Origin of the sequence: Mesorhizobium sp. M8A.F.Ca.ET.057.01.1.1 (assembly GCF_003952565.1) — a bacterium.
Lineage (GTDB): Bacteria > Pseudomonadota > Alphaproteobacteria > Rhizobiales > Rhizobiaceae > Mesorhizobium.
Genome location: NZ_CP034454.1, coordinates 89993 through 113323, shown reverse-complemented (window position 1 = coordinate 113323; position 23331 = coordinate 89993). Strand labels below are relative to the sequence as shown.

The window sequence follows — 23331 nt, the reverse complement described above, 5'->3', positions numbered from 1 at the left end:
AGGTGATCCGATGTCGAGTGATTTCGTTTTCCAGAACGTGGCCTCAGCGGATTGCACTTTCGGGAAGCAGTCTTCCCGTTAAGGCGCGAGATGCGCGGCGGGTGACGTGAACGTCACCGCCATTGGGCCGCGCCATGGACGGAAACACGGAAGGCCGCCGGCTTCGAAAGAAGCGGCGGCCTTTTCCTTTTCGCGGATCTTCTATTTGGTCAGCGTCAGGCGTTCGATGTTTTGCACGATGGCGCTGAACGCGGCATCCAGTTCCGGACCCGTGGCGGCCTCGTAATAGTGCTTCAGCGAGGACGTGTCCGCGGTGGAACAATCCTGAAGCACGCTCTTGGCCTGGTCCCGCTCGGTCGATGTCATGGACGGATCGTCGAGATCGAAGCCGATCGTGAAAATCTCGATGCCATCGCGTTTCATGTTGTCGCAAATGTTTTCGGCATTGCTTCGCGACATCTGGCCGGCATTCTGGGATTTCGGTGCGCCACGTCCGCCGGCGAAAGCTGTATTGAACTGCCCGTCCGTCATCAGGATGGCGACCTTGCCCACTCTCCTGCTGTCGAAATTGGCGGGGCCCGCGCCCAGCCTGGCGCTGACGATGGTCGAGCGCCAGGATGGCGAAAGCATGTAGTAGCCCCATTGCACGGCGATGCCGCCAGCGGTCACCCCCGCCGCCTTGAAACTCGTAATCCTGTCGAGCAATTTCTGCTTATCGGCCGTCAGCGGAACGAGTTCCGGTTTCGGGCAGGTGCCCATGCGATCGTCACGGTTGATCTTGGCAAGATACGTCTTGCCCTGCTTGTTGAGGCGCGGTGCGGACGGGCCGTCGGAGGAATAGTCGGCATAGCCGTCCTTGTCCTTGCGTTCGGTGGCGCATTTGTCGGGAGCTGGCGGCGCGGAGGAGTCCACAAGGATCGGTGCATCCACCGGAGGCGGCAAATCCGAGCCCCCTTTCTGCTCGACGAAAACGCTGTCCGCGAGACCGCCGGTGTTCACCGCTTCGGCATAGGGAACGATCGCCACACGCACGCGCGGATTGTTGGGGTCGATGTTGTTGTCGAGCAGATCCTCGACGGCACCGGAAGCAGCGGCCTGCAGATCGCCGATCTTGTCGGTCTTGGCCCACCAGTTGGCCGCCATCGATCCGGTCACGTCGAGCATCATCGCCACTTCAATCTGCTTGTCCGAATAGAGCGATGTCGTCGAGGCGGTGACACGTCTTGCGTCCCCCATCCCGAAAATCGGGAAGAACAAGGCGACGTCGACATGGGCATCCGCCTGCACGGTGTTGGCTGTCCTGTCGACGATCAACTTGTCGAGCACGATCTGGCCGGCGTGCAGGGTACCCGCCGTGCTGTTGGCCTCGAGAAAAGCCTGCACGGATTTGTTGGCGTCGGCTTCCTTGATGGCGCCGGTGGTCAGGTCACGCGCCGTCGATGTCACAGCCGCATCGACCACCCCCTGCAGGCTCGATTTGGCATTGTAGAGCTGGGTCACATTGACCGAAAAGCCCGCGACCAGCGCCAAGACCGAGGCGGCAAAGCCGAACAGGACCGCGAAATTTCCACCGCGATCCCTGGCCAACTCGCCGACCGCGTGAACAAGACCCCCGTAATTCCGCATCCAACAGCCTCCGCTTGCCTCGGCTCGTCGCCGCGGACAGGGCAGTGCAGGATTCCAGCCGGATGACGCGGCGATCGGACCACAGGCCAGGAGTTCGCCAGCAGAACATTGTTTTTGTTTGATTTTCACAGGGCAGGAAGGTGAATGACCGGTAAACGTCGGACCGTATCCGCGCCGGCGTTTACCGGACGCTTACCATGCCAAGACCGAAGACCTCGTCCGGTGTCCGGCGACGTCTTGTTGCGGAACAGCGTCTCTGTGCCGCAACGGGTCAACTGTCCCGGGACTGCTGTGTTGAGATCAGCTGAGGCAATTGCAGGGCGGCCTCATCTGAATATCTACACACCCTAGGCCAGCATCTGTGCGCTGGCCGTTCTGTCGATACCGTGGTGGGGTGGATTGAACAGCCTGCCTTCCTGCTCGTGGGTCCATACCTTGAACAAGGTAAGCCGGTGCGGGCCGAAACTGTGCAGCAAGGGAACGTCGGTGGCATCGCGGCCGCGCGCGACGACGACGCGACCAATCCTGGGCCGGTTGTGGCGCGGATCGAACGTGTACCACTTGCCGTCGAGGAATGCTTCCATCCAGGCCGAGAAATCCATCGGCGCCGGATCGGCCGGCACGCCGATGTCGCCGAGATAGCCGTTCACATAGCGCGCCGGAATGTTCATGCAACGGCAAAGCGTGATCGCCAGATGGGCGAAGTCGCGGCACACTCCGACACGCTCCTCGTGCGCCTGCGCGGCGGTGCGGGTCGAACGCGCATAGCCGTAGCCGAAGGACAGGCGGTTGTGGACATAGTCGACGATCGCCTGCACTCGCGCCCAGCCGGATGGAAGATGGCCGAAAAGCTGCCAGGCGAGATTGCTCAGGTGATCTGTCTCGCAATAGCGGCTGCCTAGGAGATAGCCGAGCACCTCGTCGGGCAAATCGGCGACCGGCATTTCGCTGGCCAGCGTATTCACCTCGTCCGTCTCGCCACTGTCCTCGATCACCGCGTCGTAGAGGATGCGAAAGCCGCCGGCGGGGGCAGTGAAGCGGCGGCAGGCATTGCCATGCAGGTCGTGGTAGAGGCGCGTCGGCACGGAAGGCGACGTCAGCACCCGCGTCTGCCGCTTGATATCGGCCTGCCTCTCCCGGTGGATCTCAAGCAGCGAAACCACCGGCGTCGGCTCTGTGCATTCAATGGCGATTTCGTAGCCGAGCCGTATCAGCATCGTGTCCCCTTCGATGGTCATGGAGATAGTGTGGCTGAAACGCGGTTGGGGGATGGTGGTTCCCTGGACCGTCCGAAAAGGCGTTCTCGCGCCTTTCCATGCGGGCGCCTGGAAGGTACGGTTGCGCTCTTCCCCAAGGCACACCCCCGCAATCCAAGGAAAATCATGTACGCAGGCAAGAAATTCGCCGCCTTTCTCTTCGACATGGACGGCACGCTCATCAATTCCATCGCCTCGGCGGAACGGGTATGGAGCGATTGGGCACGTCGTCACGGCCTCGACGTCGCCGCCTTCCTGCCGACCATCCATGGCGTGCGGGCGATCGAGACCATCACCGCCCTGGCGCTCCCGGGCGTCGATCCGACGCACGAAGCCGACCTGCTCCTGAAGGCGGAAGCGGCCGATCTGGATGGCATTCTCCAGATTGCTGGCGCCGTTGCGTTCCTCAATTCGCTGCCGCCGGAGCGCTGGGCGATCGTAACCTCGGCGCCACGCTCGCTGGCGCTTGCACGCATGAAGGTCGCCGGCATTCCTGTCCCGGCGGTCCTCGTCGCGGCGGAGGACGTTTCCCGCGGCAAGCCGGCGCCCGATTGCTTCCAGCTCGGCGCGAGACGGCTTGGCTTCGACGCGCGCGATTGTCTGGTGTTCGAGGATGCGCCGGCCGGCATTGCGGCGGCCGAGGCGGCGGGCGCTTCGGTCATGGTGATCAACGCCACGCACCAGCACGCGCTGCAAACCCCGCATGCCGCGATATCGGCCTATGACACGGTCGGCCTCACGGTCGACGAGCAAGGCTGGCTGGCGCTCGAGCCACAGCGTAGTGCCGCTTAGTCTGGGCGCACCAGGTATGGCGAGATTCGCAGGCCGGCCTCAGCTGAGTATCGACACACCCTAAAAGTCGCTGGTCAGGCCTTTGATCTCCCAGTCGCCATAGCGGCCGGGCTCCTTGCCGCCACGGCCACCGATCTCTTTCGGCAGGGCGGCTTCCTGGGCGAGATAGTCGGTGCGTCGTGCGTCGGCTTCCGCCAACGCGCGACGGGCGGCTGGCGTCAGATCTTTCCGCAACGCATTGCCATCGCCGGCGGGCGTTTTACTGGTTTCGTCGTTCATGCGATATTTCCCGCGGATTGAAACAGGAACAGGCGTTTCCCATCATATAGCGATGACCTCGCAAGGATCGACCCTTTTTCACCACCATCCCGACAGGAGCAGACGATGAACACCATTCGCACCGCCATGCTTCTCGCCGTCATGACGGCGCTGTTCATGGGCGTCGGCTTTTTGATCGGCGGCTCGGGCGGCATGATGATCGCGCTGGTGGTCGCCGCCGGCACCAATCTGTTCAGCTATTGGAACGCCGACAAGATGGTGCTGTCGATGAACCGCGCCGTCGAGGTCGACGAGAAGAACGCGCCGGAATATTACGCCATCGTCCAGGCACTGGCCAAGCAGGCCGGGCTGCCGATGCCGAAAACCTATCTGATCGACAATCCGCAGCCGAATGCCTTTGCCACCGGCCGCAACCCGCAAAACGCGGCGGTCGCCGCCTCGACCGGCCTGTTGCAGCGGCTGACCCATGAAGAGGTCGCCGCCGTGATGGCGCACGAGCTTGCCCACGTCCAGCACCGCGACACGCTGACCATGACCATCGTCGCCACTTTTGCCGGTGCCATCTCGATGCTCGGCAATTTCGCCTTTTTCCTCGGCGGCAACCGCGAAAACAACCCGTTCGGCTTTGTCGGCGTGCTGGCGGCGATGATCGTGGCGCCCTTCGCGGCCATGATCGTGCAGATGGCGGTCAGCCGCACCCGCGAATATGAGGCCGACCGGCGCGGCGCCGAAATCTGTGGACACCCGCTGTGGCTGGCCTCCGCGCTTGACAAGATCGCCCGCGGGGCCGAACGCATTCCCAACCCCGACGCCGAGCGCAATCCGGCGATGGCGCATCTCTTCATCATCAACCCCCTGCATGGCGAGCGCATGGACAGTCTGTTCTCCACCCATCCGAGCACCGACAACCGCATCGCCGCGCTGCAGGCGATGGCGCGCGAAATGGGCGATGGCGCTCCGCGGGCCACGCAGCGCCAGGCACCGACGACGCCGCGGGCGGACGAGCCGCGGGCGGCCGGACCATGGGGCAAGCCGGCCGAACCGGAACAACAGGTCGAACCGGCCAGCCCGAAACCCAATCCGTGGGGCCGCAACCCGACCGGGCCTAAGGGCCGGTGGTCGTGAGCGTGGCGGGCAGAGCACCTCGACGCAGGGTTTCAGGCGATCAGGAACACAATGCCGGCGGCGAGTTCGTTGCCGGCCTTGCCGCGCGCAAGGCGGCGGCGCGGCTGCTGGCCGCCGTCATCGACGCCCGCACGCCGCTTGATGGCCTGACCGACCACGAGAACGGCCATCCGCAATACAAGGCGCTCGATCTGCGCGACCGTGGCCTGGTGCGCGCCATACTGGTCACCGCGCTGCGTTACCGCATGACCATATCGGGATTGCTGGCGCGGCGCCTGGAAAAGCCGCTGCCGCCCAACGCGACCGCCTTGTCGCACATACTGCATGTGGCGGCGGCGCAGATCCTGTTCCTCGACATTCCCGACAGCGCGGCCGTCGACCTCGCCGTGACGCACGCCAAGTCCGACCCCCGCACGCAGCGTTTTTCCGGCCTGGTCAACGGCGTGCTGCGCACGCTCGCACGCGCCAAGGAAGCCGAACTTCCGGCCGTGCTTGCCGCCACCGACGAAGCGCCAAAATGGTTTTCCGACCGGCTGAAGGCGGCCTACGGCGCCGAGAAGGCCCGGCAGATCCTGGCCGCCCATCGCCACGAGGCGCCAGTCGACTTCTCGGTCAAGGCCGATGCCGAATTCTGGGCCGAAAAACTCGGCGGCATGGTCCTGCCGACCGGCACGGTGCGCGTGGAGAAGCTTGCCGGCGCTGTGACCGAACTGCCTGGCTTCGCGGAAGGCGCCTGGTGGGTCCAGGATGCTGCGGCCAGCTTGCCGGCAAGACTGTTCGGCGATGTCGGCGGATTGCGCGTCGCCGATCTCTGTGCCGCGCCCGGCGGCAAGACCGCTCAGCTGATCCTGGCCGGCGCCAGGGTCACCGCCATCGACACCTCGAAGAACCGGCTGGCGCGGCTGGGGCAGAACCTCGACCGCCTCGGACTGTCCGCCGAAATCGTCCAGGCAGACCTGCTCAAATACGAGCCGGCGGCGTTGTTCGACGCCGTGCTCCTCGACGCACCATGTTCCTCGACCGGCACGGTGCGACGGCACCCCGACGTGCCGTGGACCAAGACGGCGGCGGACGTCGAAAAACTTGCCGACCTGCAGCGCAGGCTGCTCGCCCGCGCCGTCACGCTGGTCAGGCCCGGCGGCCGGATCATCTTTTCCAATTGCTCGCTCGACCCGCTCGAAGGTGAAGAACTGCATCGTTCCTTTCTCAAGGACACGGCTGTGGTCATTGACGATCCGCTGCATCAGGGCGAGATCGCCGGCATCGATTCGTTCCTGACGCAGCAAGGCACGCTGCGCACCACGCCCGCCGACCTCGACCTCGGCGCGCCGGAGCGCTCCGGTCTGGACGGCTTCTTCGCCGCGCGTATGCGCCGCGCCGGCTAATCGTGTAACCGACCGGATTTACTGACTTTTTTAGGGCGGGTCAGGGTTAAAACGAGGTACCGGACCCGTTGCCAGGAATTCGCCTTCGCACGCTACGTTCAATCATGTAAACTTGTGCCGGGATAGAGGACGACCAGGAGGGCTTTTGGCACTTGCTGCCGGCAACACGACGCGTCTGTGGACGCTGGTCGCGAAGGAGTTCTGGCGCAAGACACGCCGGCGCCTGCGTGCCGGGCCGGTCTATCGCTGGCGCTATTCCGGCCGCACGCCCGAACGCGTCCTGATCGCGCCGCCGGACCTGCGCCTCGCCGATCCGCAGATCGCACTCGAGATCTATTACGGCCGTTATCCCCTGTCTGGCCATCTGGTCGAGACCGGCGGCAAATCCCCTTTCCAGATCAATGTCCCCAATCACGGTTGGCAGAAGACCTTGCATGGCTTTCGCTGGCTGCGCCACATGCGCGCCGCCGGCACGGAACTGGCCGCGGCAAACGCCCGCGCGCTCGTTTCCGACTGGATCGCCATGCATGGCAGCCATATTTCGGGCATTGCCTGGGAGCCAGGCACGACGGCCAAACGTATCATCGCCTGGCTGCAGCATTCTTCCGTCGTGCTGCAGGGCGCCGAATTTCCCTTCTACCGGGCCTTCCTGAAATCGCTGGCGATGCAGATCCGCTACCTCAGGTCCATGGCGCGCGAAATGCCCGACGGCAAGGACCGGCTGCGCGCTCGCATCGCGCTGGCATTCGCCGCACTCTCCCTGCCGGCGCCGGCCTCGGCGCTGCGCGGCGCCACCCGCAACCTCGCCGAAGAACTCAATCGCCAGATCCTTGCCGATGGCGGCCATATCTCGCGCAATCCGATGGCGGTGCTGGAAATCCTCGCCGACCTTCTGCCTTTGCGGCAGACCTATGCCAACCAGGCCGAAGCGCCGCCGCAGGCGCTGATCGGCGCTATCGACCGCATGCTGCCGGCGCTGCGCTTCTTCCGCCATCAGGATGGCAGCCTCGCCCGCTTCAACGGCATGGGCGCCACCATCCATGACCGCATCGCCACCATCCTGCGCCATGACGACACCGCCGGCTCGCCGCTGCTGCATGCGCCGCATTCGGGCTATGAGCGGCTGGCGATGGGTGGCACCACCGTCATCGCCGATACCGGGCTGCCGCCACCGGTCGACGTGTCCAATGCAGCCCATGCCGGCTGCCTCGCCTTCGAACTGTCGTCCGGGCGCCAGCATTACATCGTCAATGCCGGCATCGACACCTACGGCGCCGCCGAGTTCAGGCCGCTGGCCCGTGCCACCGCCGCGCATTCGACAGCCACCATCAACGACACGTCTTCGGCGCGTTTCACCCATGCGCTGCGGGTCAACGACCAGTTGGGTTCACCGTTGATCGGCGGCCCGCAGCAAGTGCAGTGCAAACGCATCGACCAGAAGGGCGTCCACGGCTTTATCGCCCGTCATGATGGCTATCTCCAGCGTTTCGGCTTCCTGCATGAGCGTGAACTGAAACTCTCCTCGGACGGCAATGTGCTGGCGGGCCGGGACCGGTTCCAGCGGCCTGGCAACGCCGCGGTCCGCAACAACGGCCGCGATTTCATCACCGTGCGCTTTCACATCCATCCGGACATCAATCTGCTGCAGGACGAACAGGAGCGGCTGATCCTGACCGCCGATCAGGCGGACATCTGGGTGTTCACCTCGAGCGAAGTGATGCCCGAGGTGGAGGAATCGATCTATTTCGCCGGTCTGGGCGGTCCACGCCGCAGCCGCCAGATCGTGCTCGCTTTCAAGGCGTCCGAAATTGCCGAAGTCCATTGGCAGCTGACGCGGACAAAGATCACCGGTTATCCCGAAAACAACTGAGCTTGCGGCGGCCATGGCGTGCCGTGAAAAGCGAACGCTTGATTTCCGGGCCTCATGTGCTACGGCGCGGGCTTGCTCCTCCAGACTTGAAAGGCCGCCAGCCATGGCCGTTCCTGCCAAGAACATTCCCGCCCCCGACCTCGTTCCGGTCCGCCGCGCGCTGCTGTCTGTCTTCGACAAGACCGGCCTGCTCGACTTTGCCAGGGCGCTGGCCGCGGCCGGCGTCGAGCTGGTCTCAACCGGCGGCACGGCAAAAGCGATCGCCGAGGCCGGCATGGTGGTACGCGACGTCTCCGAGCTCACCGGCTTTCCCGAGATCATGGACGGCCGCGTCAAGACGCTGCACCCGTCGGTGCACGGCGCGCTGCTTGGCGTGCGCGATGATCCCGAGCATGCATTGGCGATGCGCAAATATGGCATCGAGCCTATCGACCTCGTCGTCTCCAATCTTTATCCCTTCGAGAAAGTCCGCCGCTCTGGCGCCGACTACGCGGCGATCGTCGAGAATATCGACATTGGCGGCCCGGCGATGATCCGCGCCTCGGCCAAGAACCACGCCTACGTCGCCATCGTCACCGATCCCGGCGACTACGCCGCGGTGCTCAATGCGCTGGAGATGAACATCGGCTCGCTGTCGCTGGATTTCCGCAAGAAGCTGGCGGCCAAGGCCTTCGCCCGCACCGCCACCTACGACGCGGCGATCTCGGGCTGGTTCGCCGAGGCGCTGGAGATCGAGCATCCGACCTGGAGCGCCTTCGGCGGCAGGCTGGCCGAGATCATGCGCTATGGCGAGAACCCGCATCAAGGCGCCGGCTTCTATGTCACCGGCGACAAGCGGCCGGGCGTCGCCACGGCGCGCCAGTTGCAGGGCAAGCAGCTATCCTACAACAACATCAACGACACCGACGCCGCTTTCGAACTGGCCGGCGAATTCGACCCCAACCGCTCGGCCGCCGTCGCCATCATCAAGCACGCCAATCCGTGCGGCGTGGCCGAAGGTACGTCGCTGAAGGCGGCCTACGCCAAGGCGCTCGCCTGCGACCCGGTCTCGGCCTTCGGCGGCATCGTCGCCTTGAACCGCACCCTCGACGCCGAGGCGGCGCAGGAAATCGTGAAAACCTTCACCGAGGTGATCATCGCGCCCGACGCCACCGACGAGGCCGCGGCAATCATCGCCGCCAAGAAGAATTTGCGCCTGCTGGTCACCAGCGGCCTGCCCGATCCGCGTACGGCAGGCACTACGGTCAAGTCCGTCGCCGGCGGCCTGCTCGTCCAGGGCCGCGACAATGCCGTGGTCGACGACCTCGAACTGAGGGTGGTGACCAAGCGCGCGCCGACGCCGGCCGAAATGGCCGACCTCAAATTCGCCTTCCGCGTCGCCAAGCACGTCAAGTCGAACGCCATCGTCTATGCCAGGGACGGCGCCACCGTCGGCATCGGCGCCGGCCAGATGAGCCGCGTCGATTCCTCACGCATCGCCGCCCGCAAGGCGCTCGACGCGGCGGAGGCCGCAGGGGCAACTGAGCCGCTGACCAGGGGCTCGGTGGTCGCTTCGGACGCCTTCTTCCCCTTCGCCGACGGCCTGCTGTCGGCCATAGAGGCCGGTGCCACGGCCGTGATCCAGCCGGGCGGTTCGATGCGCGACGACGACGTCATCGCCGCCGCGGATGAACATGGCATCGCCATGGTGTTCACAGGCGTGCGGCATTTCCGGCATTGAGCACTAGTTCCCTTCTCCCCTTGTTGTGGGAGAAGGTGGCCTCGCGAAGCGAGGTCGGATGAGGGGTGTTCCAGGCTGACGCCAAGTTCAAAATCGCCACCCCCTCATTCCGTCACGCACCCCTCATCCGTCTCGGCGCTACGCGCCGATCCACCTTCCCCCACAAGGGGGAAGGAAGAGGCGCTGCTGCTACGCCGCGGGCCGATCCGCCGGATATGGCGTCCTGACCAGGATCGCCATGCCGATGGCCAGGAACAGGATAATCGCCGCCATGCCGAGCCTCGCCGAGCCGCTGGTGGCGGTAATCGTCGCCACCATGAACGGCGCCAGGAAACTGGTTGCCCGGCCGGCCAGCGCATAGATGCCGAAATAGCGCCCGGATTCGGCCGCGGTGACGCTGCGCGCCATGTAGGAGCGCGACGAGGCCTGCACCGGACCGAAAGCCAGGCCGATCAGCAGGCCGTACAGGATGTAGGCCTTTTCGGCCGCCGTGCCGAACAGGCCCCCTGAATCGGCTGTCGAAAGCGGGATCAGGCCGAGCAGCGTGAAGCCCGGGCCGGTCGAGACGACGCCGATGGTGGCGACCGACAGCATCACCAGCGAAATCATCACTACCGCCTTGGAGCCGAGCGCCGTGTCGAGCCGCGCCGCGATCCAGCAGCCGAAGATGGCGACGACGTTGAGGATGATGCCGAACATGCCGATCTCGGTGATCGACCATTGGAACATGCCTGCCGCGAAGGTGCCGCCCAGCGCCAGCAGCGCATTGACGCCGTCCTGGTAGATCATGCGGGCGACGAGGAAGCGGAAGATGCCGCCGCGCTTGCGCACCTCGGCCAGCGTCGATTTCAATTCCGACAGGCCTTCGCGCACCGCCGGCCCGATCGGAATGCCCTTGATGGCGTCGGGCGTAAAGAAGAACATCGGCAGGATGAACAGGAAATACCAGCCGGCCGACAAAGGCCCGGTGGCGCGGGCATCCTCGCCCAGCTGCGGATCAAGACCGAACAGCGGGGTGATGCCGATGATGGTCTTGCCGGTCTCCGGCGAGCCGGCGAGGCAGGTGACGACGAAGATCAGTGCGATCATGCCGCCGAGATAACCGAGGCCCCAGGCCATGTTGGAGATGCGGCCGATCTCGCTCTTCGGTACCAGGCGCGGCATCATGGAATCGTTGAAGACGGTGGAAAACTCCGCCGCCACCGACGCCAGCGAGAACAACGCCACGATCAGGAACAGGTTCGAGCCGGGCGCGGCGAACCAGAGCAAGGCGAGACTGGTGATCTTGATTGCCGCGAAGAAGGCAATCCATGGCTTGCGCGGTCCAGTCTGGTCGGCAATCGAACCGAGGATCGGCGACAACACCGCGATGACCAGCCCGGCTGCAGCGATGCCATAGCCCCAGACGGCCTGGCCGGTGGTTGGATCGCCCGCCATGCGCGAAACGAAATAGGGGCCGAAAATGAAGGTGGTGACGACCGTGAAGAACGGCTGCGCCGCCCAGTCGAAGAACATCCACCCCCAGATGCCGCGCCCGGACGCCCGCTGCACTGTCTCTACCGCCATAGTGATTCCCCCGGCGTCCGCCCCGCCCATTTCGGGCGCCATGTCTGCATGTTTCGAATGTTCATGCAAATGGACTACCGCTGGCTCACATCGCCGTCAGATCGCTCATCAGGCCCGACGCGACCGACAGCCGCGACACGGTGATGTCACCGCCTTCGGTCAACGCCTGCAGCCGTTCGCGGATGCGCGCCACCCGCTCGCCGCCAGCTTCGAGCCAGGCCGCCACCGGATCGGTCGCCTTGGCGTGGCCGGTGAGTGCGGCGACCGCGATGCCGCGCCGCGCCGCGCCGATCGTGTCGTTGGCGCGGGACAGAGCGAGTTGATCATAATAGTCCGATGGTGTGATCGAGCGCGCCGCATCCTCGACGCGTGGGATGCGGAAGGCATCGCTGACGGCGAAGAACGCCTTGGCGGCCGCGACGATATCGGCACCGGCGGTGCGCGCCGTCAGCGCGATGTCGGGGATGAGCTCCGCCGCCTCGCTCATCGCCAGCTGCTCGGCGAGCTTTTCCGGAGCACCCGCCTTGAACAGCCCGTGCCGCTTCTCCTCGATCCGCTCGCGCGAAAAAGCCGGCAGCAGCGATACCAGTTTGGGCTCCAGCGCCTTGCGCGCATCCTGCAGTTCGGCGATGCGTTGGCCGAGCGGTGCCGTGCCGGCGTCGTTCTTCAGATACCAGCCGCTGCTCATATAGATAAGTCGGCTCACCATCTGATAGAGATCGAGCTGCACCTGGCCGTCGATCTGGTTATCCAGCGCGTCGATCTCGCGATAGAGCGCCGGCAGCGCAAAGCCGTCGCGCACCACGGCGAAGGTGCGCACCACGTCGGCGGCGGTGCGCCCCGTCGCTTCCTGCAGCCGGTTGACGAAGGACGGGCCGCCGCGATTGACCAGATCGTTGGCGACGACACGGGCGATGATCTCGCGGCGCAGCCGGTGGCCATGTATCTCGGAGGCGTATTTCTTCGCCATCCGGTCCGGGAAATAGCCCATAAGGTCGCGGTCGAAATGGGCATCATCCGGCACATCGCTGGCGACGATGTCGGAAAACAGCACGATCTTGGCATAGGCGAGCAGCACGCCGAGTTCGGCCCGGGTCAGCGGCTCGCCGCGCGCCTCGCGCTCGGCAAGGGCCGCCGGCGACGGCAGCGTCTCGACCACGCGATCGAGCAGGCCACGCCCCTCCAGCGCCGTCATGAAGCGGCTTTGATGCGCGATGTCGGCGAGGCCGCGCTTGCGGGCGATCGAAAGCGCCAGCGTCTGCTGGTAGTTGTTGGACAGCACCAGGCCGCCGACCTCGTCGGTCATTTCGGCCAGCAGCTTGTTGCGCGCCGGTCGCGTCAGCGATCCCTTGCGCATGGCGGACGCCAGCGCGATCTTGATGTTGACCTCGACGTCGGAGCAGTTGACGCCGCCCGAATTGTCGATGGCGTCGGAATTGCAGCGGCCGCCATTCATGCCGAACTCGATGCGTGCCCGCTGCGTGACGCCCAGATTGGCGCCCTCGCCGATCACCTTGGCGCGCACGTCGAGCGCCGTGATGCGGATGGCATCGTTGGCGCGGTCGCCGACCTCGGCATTGGTCTCGGTCGATGCCCTGAGATAGGTGCCGATGCCGCCGAACCACAGGAGATCGACGGGCGCCTTGAGGATGGCGGTCATGATCTCGACCGGCGTGGCGGTCGTCTTGGCGAGGCCGATCGCGGCCGCCGCTGCAGCCGGCAAGGTGATCGACTTCTGGCTGCGCGAGACGATGACGCCGCCTTCCGACAGCTTGGTCTTGTCATAGTCCTGCCAGCTCGAACGCGGCAACGCGAACATGCGCTCGCGCTCGGCCATCGAGGCAGCCATGTCCGGATCAGGATCGATGAAGATGTCGCGATGGTCGAAGGCGGCGATCAGCCGCGTCTTCGGCGACAACAGCATGCCGTTGCCGAACACGTCGCCCGACATGTCGCCGACACCGACGACGGTGAAAGGCGAGGTCTGGATGTCGCGGTTCATCTCGCGGAAATGCCGCTTGACCGCCTCCCAGGCGCCCTTGGCGGTGATGCCCATCTTCTTGTGGTCGTAGCCGGCCGAACCGCCGCTGGCGAAGGCATCGTCGAGCCAGAAGCCGTGCTTCTCCGAGATGGCGTTGGCGGTGTCGGAGAAGGTTGCCGTGCCCTTGTCGGCGGCGACGACGAAATAGGGATCGTCCTGGTCGCGGCGCACGACACCGGCTGGAGGAATGACGCCGTCCAGCCCGATATTGTCGGTGATCGACAAAAGGCTGGAGACGAAGTTCTTGTAGGCGGAGGTGCCGGCCTCGAAGATGGCGTCGCGTCCGGCGCTCATCGGCAGCTTCTTGGGATAGAAGCCGCCCTTGGCGCCGACCGGCACGATGACGGCGTTCTTGACCTGCTGCGCCTTGACCAGGCCGAGCACTTCGGTGCGGTAGTCCTGGGCGCGGTCCGACCAGCGCAGGCCGCCGCGCGCCACCGGGCCGAAGCGCAGATGCAGGCCTTCGACCTCGGAGCCGTAGACGAAGATTTCCCGCCATGGCCGCGGCGCCGGCAATCCCTCGACCGCCTGCGACTCGAGCTTGATCGCCAGCGACTGGCCTTTCTCTTTCGTATCGGCAACGAAATGATTGGTGCGCAGCGAGGCTTCGATCAGGTTCAGGTAGCGCCGGATGATCGTGTCGTCGTCGATGTTGGGGACATCTTCCAGCGCATCCTTGATCTTGGCCTTTAGGTGCTTGGCCGCCACCACGCCTTCCGTTTCCGCCGTCGGGCCGAGGCGGGCGATGAACAGGTCATGCAGGCCGCGCGCGATCTCGGGATAGCGGTTGAGGGCGGCGGCGATGAAATCCTGGCTCTGCGGAATGCCGACCTGCTGCAAATAGCGGCCATAGGCGCGCAGGATGGTAATCTCGCCCGACCACAGGCCAGCGGTTTGCGCAAGGCCGTTATAGCCGTCATTGTCGACGTCGCCGCGCCACACCGACAGGAACGCGTCCTCGAACAGCGCGCCGCCATCGGCGAGGTCGATCGGCTTGCCGTAGCTGTTCTCCAGCTCCATGTCGTGGATGAAGACCATCCCGAAGGCTTCGTCGCCGACTGCGAAAGTCCGCTCGCTGATGACGCGGAAGCCGATGTTCTCCAGCACCGGCACGCGCCGCGACAGCGCCACCGGGCTGCCATGGTGATAGATTTTCAGCGCCGCCTGGTGCGGCTTCTGCTCGGCATGGCGGTAGTAGTCGATGGCGATCGGATTGCTGGCGCTGATCTTGGCGATGCGCCCGGCATCGGCCAGCGCCACCGCCGCGCTGAACGAATCCCGGTAGCTTTCCGGCAGCCGCGCGGCGATGGCTTTCAACGCCGGGCCGCTGCCGTCGGCTTCGGCCGCATCGGCAAGCGCATCTTCCCAGGTGCGCACGATGTCGCGGATCGCCGCCTCGATCGTCGCCTGCTCGACCTTCGGCGTCTTGCCGCCTGACCGGCCGATGATGAAGTGCACACGCGCCAGCCCGCCTTCCGGGAAGGCCGGGTAATAGGCAGACAGCCGGCCCTCGAATACGGTTTTCAGATAGGCGCCGATCTTCTCGCGCACGACGCTGTCATAACGGTCGCGCGGCACGAAGACGAGGATCGACACGAAACGGTCGAACTGGTCGGCACGCACCAGCGCCCGCACGCGTGGCCGCTCGATCAGGCCGAGAATGGCAGCGGCATGCTTGCGCAGGATCGGCACCGGCACCTGGAACAATTCGTCGCGCGGATAGCTTTCCAGCACGTTGATCAGCGCCTTGCCGGAGTGATCGTGGCGGTCGAAACCCGACTTGGCGATAATGGTTTCGGCCTTGGACCTGAGATACGGGATCTTCATCACCGAGCGCGTGTAGGCGGTCGAGGTGAACAGGCCGACGATGCGCAGTTCGCCCGCCAACGTGCCCTTGGCGGTGTAGGTCTTGACGCCGATGTAATCGAGATAGATGCGGCGGTGCACCAGCGACTTGGCATTGGCCTTGGTGACGATCAGCGGCTCCGGTCCGTGCAGGAACGCGCGGATTTCCGGTGTCGTCGTTACAGCTTCGGTGCCGCGCCTCAGCACCAGCACGTCCGGGTCGGTCAGGATGCCGAGGCCGGGTTTTTCGGAGCGCTCCAGATTGCCGCTTTCCTCGCCGCCGGTGTACTTGAACTCACGCATGCCGAGAAAGGTGAAATTGTCGTCGCGCAGCCACTCCAGGAAGGCGATGGCCTCGGCGACGCTCTTCTTGTCGAGCGGCACCGCAGAATAGCGGAATTCGGAGATGGCCTGATCGAGCCGGGCCAGCATCGGCCGCCAGTCCTTGACCGCGGCGTGGACCTGGCCAAGCATCTTGCGCAGCCGCTCGGTCAAGCCATTTGCCTGTTCTGACGTCAACCGGGGAATGTGCACATGGATTACGCTCAGCCGGTCGTGGCTGCCGTCATCCTTGGCGAAATTGCCATCGCCGAGGATCTCGTCGACTCCCGTTTTGCCATGGCGAACCGTGATCACCGGATGGGTGACCAAGGTCGGTTCCCCTGATGTCTCCGTGACTTCGCCGAGGATGGAATCGAACAGGAACGGCATGTTGTCGTTGACGACCGTGATGACCGTCACCGGGCGACCATCGCGAACGACGCCCGAATCGGCTTCGACGGCGACGACGCACTCACCCTTTTTGTGGCCGGCGACCGCCTGGCCGGCGAGATCGGCGGCGCGTTCGAGGTCGGCCACGTCATAGGCGGCGATATCCTCCGCCGGCGCGCGGGCGAGCAGGTAGTCGGCAAGCCTGGCCGGTCTGTCCTCCGTCTTCGCCGCCGTTGCCTTCTTCTTCGACTTAGCTGCGGACTTCACGCTGGCCATGACGCTTCTTCCTCCCGTCGCATGCTTTTGCGACTATGGTAGCAGATGACCGCTGTTTGGCGACAAAGGTTTGACGGCTTGCCAAGAATTCTCGGAATTCGGCGGCAAGGCATCGCCTGACGAGGAGAAATGATCCATGACCGGCAAAATCACCGCGCTTGACCTGGCCTCGGCAGAGCTGAGCGAGCCGACAAAAGCCTATTTCGCCAAATGCGAGGAGAAGCTCGGCCTCGTCCCCAACGTGCTCAGGGCCTATGCCTTCGACGACAAGAAGCTGCGCGCCTTCACCGACATGTACAATGATTTGATGCTCGGCGAATCCGGCCTGTCGAAGCTGGAACGCGAGATGATCGCGGTCGCCGTCTCCTCCATCAACCACTGCTACTATTGCCTGACCGCGCATGGCGCGGCGGTACGCCAGCTCTCGGGAGACCCCTTGCTTGGCGAGATGATGGTGATGAATTTCCGCGCCGCCGGCCTTTCGCCGAAGCAAACGGCGATGCTCGAATTCGCCGTCAAGCTGACCGAGGAACCGGCCAGGATCGTCGAGGCCGACCGTGCGGCGCTGCGCCAGGCAGGCTTCAGCGACCGCGACATCTGGGACATCGCCTCGACCGCGGCCTTCTTCAACATGTCGAACCGCGTCGCGGCGGCAATCGACATGCGGCCGAACGACGAATACCACGCCATGGCAAGGTGACGAACTGGGTTCTCATCCATGCCTTTACGTTAGCTATCGCTCATTCTAATTGCTTGTTTGCCGGTTTGGTCCGATGATCGTCGTGCGGCACGTCCGCATGCCGGTTCGATGCCGCTCATCAAGGGAGGAGAACATGGCGAAGTTTCTCTACATCTATCATGGCTCTGGCAAGATGCCGACGAGCGACTCCGAGCGAAAGGCGATGACCGACGCCTGGACAGACTGGTTTGGAAAGCTCGGTTCGGCTGTTGTCGACCCAGGCAATCCGGTCGGCATGTCGAAGACCGTAATGCCCAGTGGCAAGATAGAGAACAACGGCGGCAGCAACCCGACCGGCGGCTACTCGATCATCGAGGCCAGGGATATCGACGAAGCCGCCGAGAAGGCCAAGGGCTGCCCGATGCTGGCCATGCCGAACTGCAACGTCGAGATCGCACCCATCATCAACATGATGGGCTAAGGCGCCCCGCTCAGGAGCGCGCCGCGATCGCCGCCGCGGCACCGGCCATCGTCGTGGCGCTGACGCGGTTGGCGATCTTCATGGCGCGCTTGCTCCTGAGCAGTTTGCGTGCCTGCGAGGCGGCGAGCACCCAGGCAAGATCGATGGCGATCAGCACCACCGCCATGGTCGCCGTCAGTTCGACCCAGCCGACGAGACTGACCGAAGCGAGGTCGATGATGGTCGGCAACAGCGCCAGATAGAACATCATGATCTTGGGATTGCCGAGCGTGACAGCCATGCCAGCGAAGAAAAGCTTCGCCGGCGAATCTTCGCGAGGCATCTCGCCCTCCTTGGCGTCGACAGGCGCCCTCCACATCTTCCAGGCAAGATAAGCGAGGTAGGCGACGCCAGCCCATTTCACCGCGACGAAAGCGAGATGGAAGGTCTGTGCCACCATGGCAAGCCCGAACACCGCCAGCGAGAGCCAGATGCCTTCGCCGATCCACATGGCAAGCAGGAACGGGAACACGTCGCGAAAGCCCTTCGAAATGACGCGCGCGACGAGCGCGGCAATCGATGGGCCGGGCGAACCGGCGGCCACGAACAAGGCGGCGGCGAAGATCAGGAGCGAGGTGAGGTGCATGGCGAGGGTCTCTGTCTGGCAACCTTTGAAATCTGACACTAGCGCAAGCGAACGAGCCGCGGTAGCGCCGACAAAATGACGCTTGTCCGCGCGGCGTCACGCCGCTAGAAGGGCCGCCGCGATACAATTTCGAGCTTCACTTTGCCTCAGTAACCGCCGGTCTCGTCAACTCCCCCGACACACCTGCATGGCGCCGCATCAGCAGTGCCTGCTCCATTTTTCATGTGTTCCTCTGGGCGGCGGTTCGAGACCGGTTTGGCACTGCTGAACCGCTGTCGCGCGCTTTTTGCCCAGCGACACCTGACTTCACGATCTCCGCAGCCACCCGCCACGCCGCGCCCGCACGGGCATCTCGACATCGCCGACCGGATGAACTTCCCGACGGGAAGGACTTACCGGCATGTCTCCTATCCTGCGCATCCACTGGATGATCGCGCCTGAAATCGCACCACGCCCATTGATCAACTGCAATCGCTGCGGCGGCGTGAAAGCCTATCGCTGCAGCGGGAAATTCCGCGTCAACGCCAATGGCAAGCGCATCGACGTCTGGCTGATCTATCGTTGCATCGACTGCGACAATTCCTGGAATCTCGGCATTTTCGAACGCTGCAACCGCCGTGACATCGAGCCGGCGCTGCTCGCGGCGCTTGAAAGCAACGATCCGGAGCTGGCACGTCGCCATGCCTTCGACATCGTCGCCCTGCGCAACCAGGTTGGACGCGTCGAGGAATCCCCTGATGCCGCCGTGCGCAAACTGGTGATCGGCGGCATGAAGCAAGGCGCGACGGCGCTGGAACTCCGGCTTGGTTTGGAAATGCCGATATCGCTGAGGCTCGACCGCTTGCTGGCCAGCGAATTCGGCATCTCGCGATCGCGGCTTCAGGCGCTGGAGGAGCGACAACTGCTGGTCGTTGATCCCGAGGGGAGCAAAGCCCTGCGCAAGCCAGCCCGCGAGGGGACGACGATCCGCGTCAATCTTGCCGGCGAGCCAGATCGGCAGGCCATCATCCTGGCCGCTGGGGGATGAAAAAGGGCGAGGCACCGATGTGCCTCCCCCTCCGTCAGTTCCGTAAAATGGAAAATTACGCCGCGCCGACCGCCTTCGACGACTTCTCGAAGCGCTTGCGCTCGTTGGGGTCGAGATAGAGCTTGCGCAGACGAATGGTCTTCGGCGTCACCTCGACCAGCTCGTCGTCCTGGATCCAGGCCAGCGCCCGCTCCAGCGTCATGCGGATCGGCGGGGTGAGCTTGACCGCCTCATCCTTGCCGGCTGCGCGGATGTTGGTCAGCTTCTTGCCCTTCAGCACGTTCACTTCGAGGTCGTTGTCCCTGCTGTGGATGCCGATGATCATGCCCTGATAGACCTTGACGCCCGGATCGATAACCATCGGGCCACGGTCTTCCAGGTTCCACATGGCGTAGGCGACCGACTCGCCCTGCTCGTTGGAGATCAGCACGCCGTTGGTGCGGCCGGGCAATTCGCCCTTGTAGGGCTCGTAGGCGTGAAACAGCCGGTTCATCACGGCGGTGCCGCGCGTGTCGGTCAAAAGTTCCGACTGGTAGCCGATCAGACCGCGCGTCGGCGCGTGGAAGACGATGCGCTGGCGGTTGCCGCCCGAGGGCCGCAGCTCGACCATCTCGGCCTTGCGCTCCGACATCTTCTGCACGACGACGCCGGCATGCTCCTCGTCGACGTCGATGACGACTTCCTCGACCGGCTCCAGCAATTCGCCGTTCTCGCCCTTCTGCATGACGACGCGCGGACGCGAGACGGCGATCTCGAAGCCTTCGCGGCGCATGGTCTCGATCAGCACGGCGAGCTGCAATTCGCCACGTCCGGAAACGAAGAACGAATCCTTGTCGGGCGATTCTTCGATCTTGAGCGCGACATTGCCTTCGGCCTCGCGCAGCAGCCGGTCGCGGATGACGCGGCTGGTCACCTTGTCGCCTTCGGTGCCGGCGAGCGGGCTGTCGTTGACGAGGAAGGACATCGTCACTGTCGGCGGGTCGATCGGCTGCGCATGCAGCGCCTCGGTCACCGCCAGGTCGCAGAACGTGTCGGCAACGGTCCCCTTGGACAGGCCGGCAATGGCAACGATGTCGCCCGCCTGCGCCTCGTCGATCGGCTGGCGCTCGAGGCCACGGAAAGCGAGGATCTTCGATATGCGGCCGGTCTCAATCTGGGTGCCGTCATTGTGCAGCACCTTGACCGCCTGGTTCGACTTCAGCGTGCCGCTCTCGATGCGGCCGGTGATGATGCGGCCGAGGAACGGGTTGGCTTCCAGGATGGTGCCGATCATGCGGAACGGGCCGGGATGAACGGTCGGCGCCGGGACATGCTTGATGACCAGGTCGAACAGCGGCGCAAGCTGCTGGTCCTTCGGGCCTTCGGGATTTTCCGACACCCAGCCGTCGCGGCCCGAACCATAGAGGATCGGGAAGTCGAGCTGTTCGTCGGTGGCGTCGAGCGCGGCGAACAGGTCGAACACCTCGTTGACCACTTCGACGTGGCGGGCATCCGGCCGGTCGATCTTGTTGATGACGACGATCGGCTTCAACCCGACCTTGAGCGCCTTGCCGACGACGAACTTGGTCTGCGGCATTGGCCCTTCGGCGGCGTCAACCAGCACGATCGCCGAATCCACCATCGACAGGATGCGCTCGACCTCACCGCCGAAATCGGCGTGGCCGGGGGTGTCGACGATGTTGATGCGGGTGTCCTTCCAGTCGACCGAGGTCGCCTTGGCCAGGATGGTGATGCCGCGTTCCTTTTCGAGGTCGTTGGAATCCATGGCGCGCTCGGCGACGCGCTGGTTGTCTCGGAAGGACCCGGATTGCTTCAAAAGCTGGTCGACCAGGGTGGTCTTTCCATGGTCGACGTGCGCGATGATCGCGATATTACGGAGGTTCATGATTCTGGTCTCGGAAGCGTTGCAGGCAGCAGGCCAACGGCGCTGCCTCTTTCGGTTGCGCGGCTCATACAGGGTTTTTCGCAGTTGCGAAAGGGGACGCGCGACACCAAATACTCATCAAATCTTAAGCATCTGCGTGTGAAATGATTTTGTTAACCAAGGCGGGAACCTTTGAGGGCCCGGACAGTTCGAACGTCATGACCGATAAACTCAACCGATTTTGGCCGCTGATCGCGTCCGCCGCCTTTGCCGTCCTGCTGGCGGCCAATGCCGCGCAGTCGGCCGCGACGCTGAAGGAAGCGCGTGCTGTCCTGCCGTCTGACGCGCCTTCCGCGCAGCAGGCCTTTGCCGACGCGCCCGACGGCGTCGATCCGGTGGTGACCGGCCCGGTCAGCGCCGCCTTCAAGCAGAGACAGGCCAGCGCCAACTGCGATGCGGCGGTTTGGCCCAACATTCCGATGGTCTGCTATCCGGATTGACGATTGCGAGCGTCTACGCCGATCGCACCGGGTCGAGCGTGACCTTGTAGAGTTCGTTATCGTCGCGATCCATCAGCCGCACGGTCATCTGTTCGCTGGCGCCGCTGATATCCACCAGCCCGAAGAACTGCAGGCCTGCCGATGGCGGCAGGTTCTGTCCCTGTTCGGCGGTCGGCGCCTTGATGAACTTCAGCTCTGGACCGAAGGTCATATCGAAATCGTTCGGACCGAACGTGCCAGCATGGATTGGCCCCGAGACAAATTCCCAGAACGGATTGAAATCCTGGAACTGCGCCTTGTCGGGATTGTAGTAATGCGCGGCCGTATAGTGCACGTCAGCGGTCAGCCAGACGGTGTTGGTGATGCCGGCATTCTTGATGAAGCGCAAAAGGTCGGCGAATTCGAGTTCCCGCCCCCTCGGCGCGCCGTTATCGCCATTGCTGACGGCTTCGGCGCCCGCCTTCTTGGCGGCATTGTCCCAGACGACGAGGCCGAGCGGCATGTCGGCGGCGATGATCTTCCAGGTCGCCTTGGAGTTGGCCAGTTCCCGCTTCAGCCACTTCGTCTGCTGCTCGCCGAGCATGCGTGACTGCGGCGTCATCTCCTCCTGCATGTCCGGGCCGTTCGGGCCGCGATAAGAGCGCATGTCGAGGAAGAACACGTCGAGCAGTGGGCCGTAGGCTATTTTGCGGTAGACGCGACCGGGTTCGGACGGTTCGTAGCGGATCGTCGTCATCTCATGGAAGGCGCGCGCCGCACGGGCCGCCAGCACATGGATGGATTTTTCCTTATAACGGTCGTCCGCGGTCAGATCCTTGGAATCCGACCAATTGTTCAGCACCTCATGGTCGTCCCATTGGTAGAAGGTCGGGCAGATTGCGCTGAGGCCCAGCACATTCCTGTCCATCATGTTGTACTTCCACTGGTCGCGATATTCGTCCAGCGTCTCGGCGACCTTACGCTTGCCGTCGATGACGACGACGTTCTTCCACTTGCCGCCGCCTGGCAGGTCCACCTCATCCTTCAGCGCGCCATCGGCATAGATGGTGTCTCCCGAATGAAGGAAGAAATCGGGCGTGTGCTTGCCGATCGTGGAATAGGTCTTCATGCCGGTCTCGTCGATACCCCAGCCCTGGCCGGCGGTGTCGCCCGACCAGGCGAAGCGGACGTCGCGCTTCGAGGCCGGCGCTGTGCGGAAGCGGCCGACGATCGGCTCGGAAACGACGTTGATGTCGGCGAGATCGGCCGCAATCATGCGATAGAAGATGTCCTGGTCGGCGGCGAGATCGGTGAGCAGCCGCTTCACCGTGTAGTCGCTGGCGGGCGAGGTATCGAGCGGCGCCAGCCGCGTCGCATTGGCGAAGCTTTCCGTCGACGAGACTTCGAACATGACGCGTGCCGGACGATCCGTGCGGGTCCAAACCATGCCGCTGGTGGCATCGACATCGCCGGACTGGACACCATGCGTGAAGGCCGGACGCTGGCTCGCACGGGAATAGTTGGGCAAGGCGAGGCCCGAGGCGCCAAGCAGACCGGCAGCGCTCGCGGAGGTGACAAAGGCGCGGCGGGTCATCGAAAGCTTGTTCATGGCTGTCTCCTGGATGGCTTTAAACGTCGCCATCAAGGTCCGGCCTCAATGTTTCAGCCGTATCTCGAAACCATG

Annotated in this window: 17 protein-coding genes; 9 read left to right on the top strand and 8 right to left on the bottom strand. The window is 64.2% G+C overall.

The genetic code is table 11. The annotated features are described in order from the left end of the window. Positions 1-201: 201 nt before the first annotated feature. Both EJ077_RS00560 and EJ077_RS00555 read right to left on the bottom strand, forming a co-directional pair. Positions 202-1626, bottom strand: a complete 1425-nt coding sequence (locus tag EJ077_RS00560) for a pilus assembly protein (protein WP_208699180.1) — start codon at positions 1624-1626, stop codon at positions 202-204. 347 nt (positions 1627-1973) lie between these two features. After that, positions 1974-2843 carry a transglutaminase-like domain-containing protein gene (locus tag EJ077_RS00555; RefSeq protein WP_208702879.1) on the bottom strand — a complete coding sequence of 290 codons (870 nt, stop codon included), beginning with the start codon at positions 2841-2843 and terminating at the stop codon, positions 1974-1976. 165 nt (positions 2844-3008) lie between these two features. Here EJ077_RS00555 and EJ077_RS00550 point away from each other — a divergent pair, with 165 nt between their 5' ends. Further along, positions 3009-3674 carry an HAD-IA family hydrolase gene (locus tag EJ077_RS00550; protein ID WP_208699178.1) on the top strand — a complete coding sequence of 222 codons (666 nt, stop codon included), beginning with the start codon at positions 3009-3011 and terminating at the stop codon, positions 3672-3674. 60 nt (positions 3675-3734) lie between these two features. On the opposite strand, the gene EJ077_RS00545 is transcribed toward EJ077_RS00550, so the two are convergent. Continuing rightward, entirely contained in the window at positions 3735-3953 is a 219-nt protein-coding gene (locus EJ077_RS00545) for a DUF1674 domain-containing protein (protein WP_135929941.1), read from the bottom strand. Between the two features lie 105 nt (positions 3954-4058). On the opposite strand from EJ077_RS00545, the gene htpX reads away from it, so the two are divergent. From htpX to purH, 4 genes are all read left to right on the top strand, one after another. After that, entirely contained in the window at positions 4059-5078 is a 1020-nt protein-coding gene (gene htpX, locus EJ077_RS00540) for a zinc metalloprotease HtpX (protein WP_208699177.1), read from the top strand. Then, positions 5075-6463 (top strand): RsmB/NOP family class I SAM-dependent RNA methyltransferase, encoded by a 1389-nt coding sequence (locus EJ077_RS00535; protein WP_208699175.1) that lies wholly within the window; start codon positions 5075-5077, stop codon positions 6461-6463. Before htpX ends, EJ077_RS00535 begins: the two co-directional genes overlap by 4 nt. A gap of 145 nt (positions 6464-6608) precedes the next feature. Continuing rightward, the gene (locus EJ077_RS00530; RefSeq protein ID WP_208699172.1) at positions 6609-8333 is read left to right on the top strand and encodes a heparinase II/III family protein; all 1725 of its coding nucleotides are present in this window, start codon (positions 6609-6611) and stop codon (positions 8331-8333) included. A gap of 103 nt (positions 8334-8436) precedes the next feature. Then, positions 8437-10053: a bifunctional phosphoribosylaminoimidazolecarboxamide formyltransferase/IMP cyclohydrolase gene (purH, locus tag EJ077_RS00525; protein WP_208699170.1), complete on the top strand. Its 1617-nt coding sequence runs from the start codon at positions 8437-8439 to the stop codon at positions 10051-10053. A 189-nt stretch (positions 10054-10242) separates the two neighbouring features. On the opposite strand, the gene EJ077_RS00520 is transcribed toward purH, so the two are convergent. After that, a complete protein-coding gene (locus EJ077_RS00520) occupies positions 10243-11619 on the bottom strand; it encodes an MFS transporter (RefSeq protein WP_208699168.1) in 1377 nt (458 codons plus the stop codon). Between the two features lie 85 nt (positions 11620-11704). Continuing rightward, complete coding sequence (locus tag EJ077_RS00515) at positions 11705-16492, bottom strand: NAD-glutamate dehydrogenase (RefSeq protein ID WP_208699166.1); 4788 nt, start codon at positions 16490-16492, stop codon at positions 11705-11707. A 136-nt stretch (positions 16493-16628) separates the two neighbouring features. On the opposite strand from EJ077_RS00515, the gene EJ077_RS00510 reads away from it, so the two are divergent. After that, positions 16629-17192 carry a peroxidase-related enzyme gene (locus EJ077_RS00510; RefSeq protein ID WP_208699163.1) on the top strand — a complete coding sequence of 188 codons (564 nt, stop codon included), beginning with the start codon at positions 16629-16631 and terminating at the stop codon, positions 17190-17192. A gap of 133 nt (positions 17193-17325) precedes the next feature. Next, on the top strand, positions 17326-17652 hold the full coding sequence (locus EJ077_RS00505) for a YciI family protein (protein WP_208699160.1): 327 nt from the start codon (positions 17326-17328) through the stop codon (positions 17650-17652). 10 nt (positions 17653-17662) lie between these two features. On the opposite strand, the gene EJ077_RS00500 is transcribed toward EJ077_RS00505, so the two are convergent. Further along, the gene (locus EJ077_RS00500) at positions 17663-18277 is read right to left on the bottom strand and encodes a LysE family translocator (protein WP_208699158.1); all 615 of its coding nucleotides are present in this window, start codon (positions 18275-18277) and stop codon (positions 17663-17665) included. 400 nt (positions 18278-18677) lie between these two features. On the opposite strand from EJ077_RS00500, the gene EJ077_RS00495 reads away from it, so the two are divergent. Further along, the gene (locus EJ077_RS00495; protein WP_208699156.1) at positions 18678-19304 is read left to right on the top strand and encodes a DUF1062 domain-containing protein; all 627 of its coding nucleotides are present in this window, start codon (positions 18678-18680) and stop codon (positions 19302-19304) included. Positions 19305-19359: 55 nt separating this feature from the next. Here the strand turns inward: EJ077_RS00495 and typA are convergent, their stop codons facing one another. Beyond that, positions 19360-21189, bottom strand: a complete 1830-nt coding sequence (gene typA / locus EJ077_RS00490) for a translational GTPase TypA (RefSeq protein WP_208699153.1) — start codon at positions 21187-21189, stop codon at positions 19360-19362. A 197-nt stretch (positions 21190-21386) separates the two neighbouring features. Here typA and EJ077_RS00485 point away from each other — a divergent pair, with 197 nt between their 5' ends. Continuing rightward, positions 21387-21668 carry a hypothetical protein gene (locus EJ077_RS00485; protein ID WP_245458597.1) on the top strand — a complete coding sequence of 94 codons (282 nt, stop codon included), beginning with the start codon at positions 21387-21389 and terminating at the stop codon, positions 21666-21668. Between the two features lie 13 nt (positions 21669-21681). Here the strand turns inward: EJ077_RS00485 and EJ077_RS00480 are convergent, their stop codons facing one another. Further along, the gene (locus EJ077_RS00480; RefSeq protein ID WP_208699149.1) at positions 21682-23256 is read right to left on the bottom strand and encodes an alkaline phosphatase D family protein; all 1575 of its coding nucleotides are present in this window, start codon (positions 23254-23256) and stop codon (positions 21682-21684) included. Between the last annotated feature and the right edge of the window lie 75 nt (positions 23257-23331).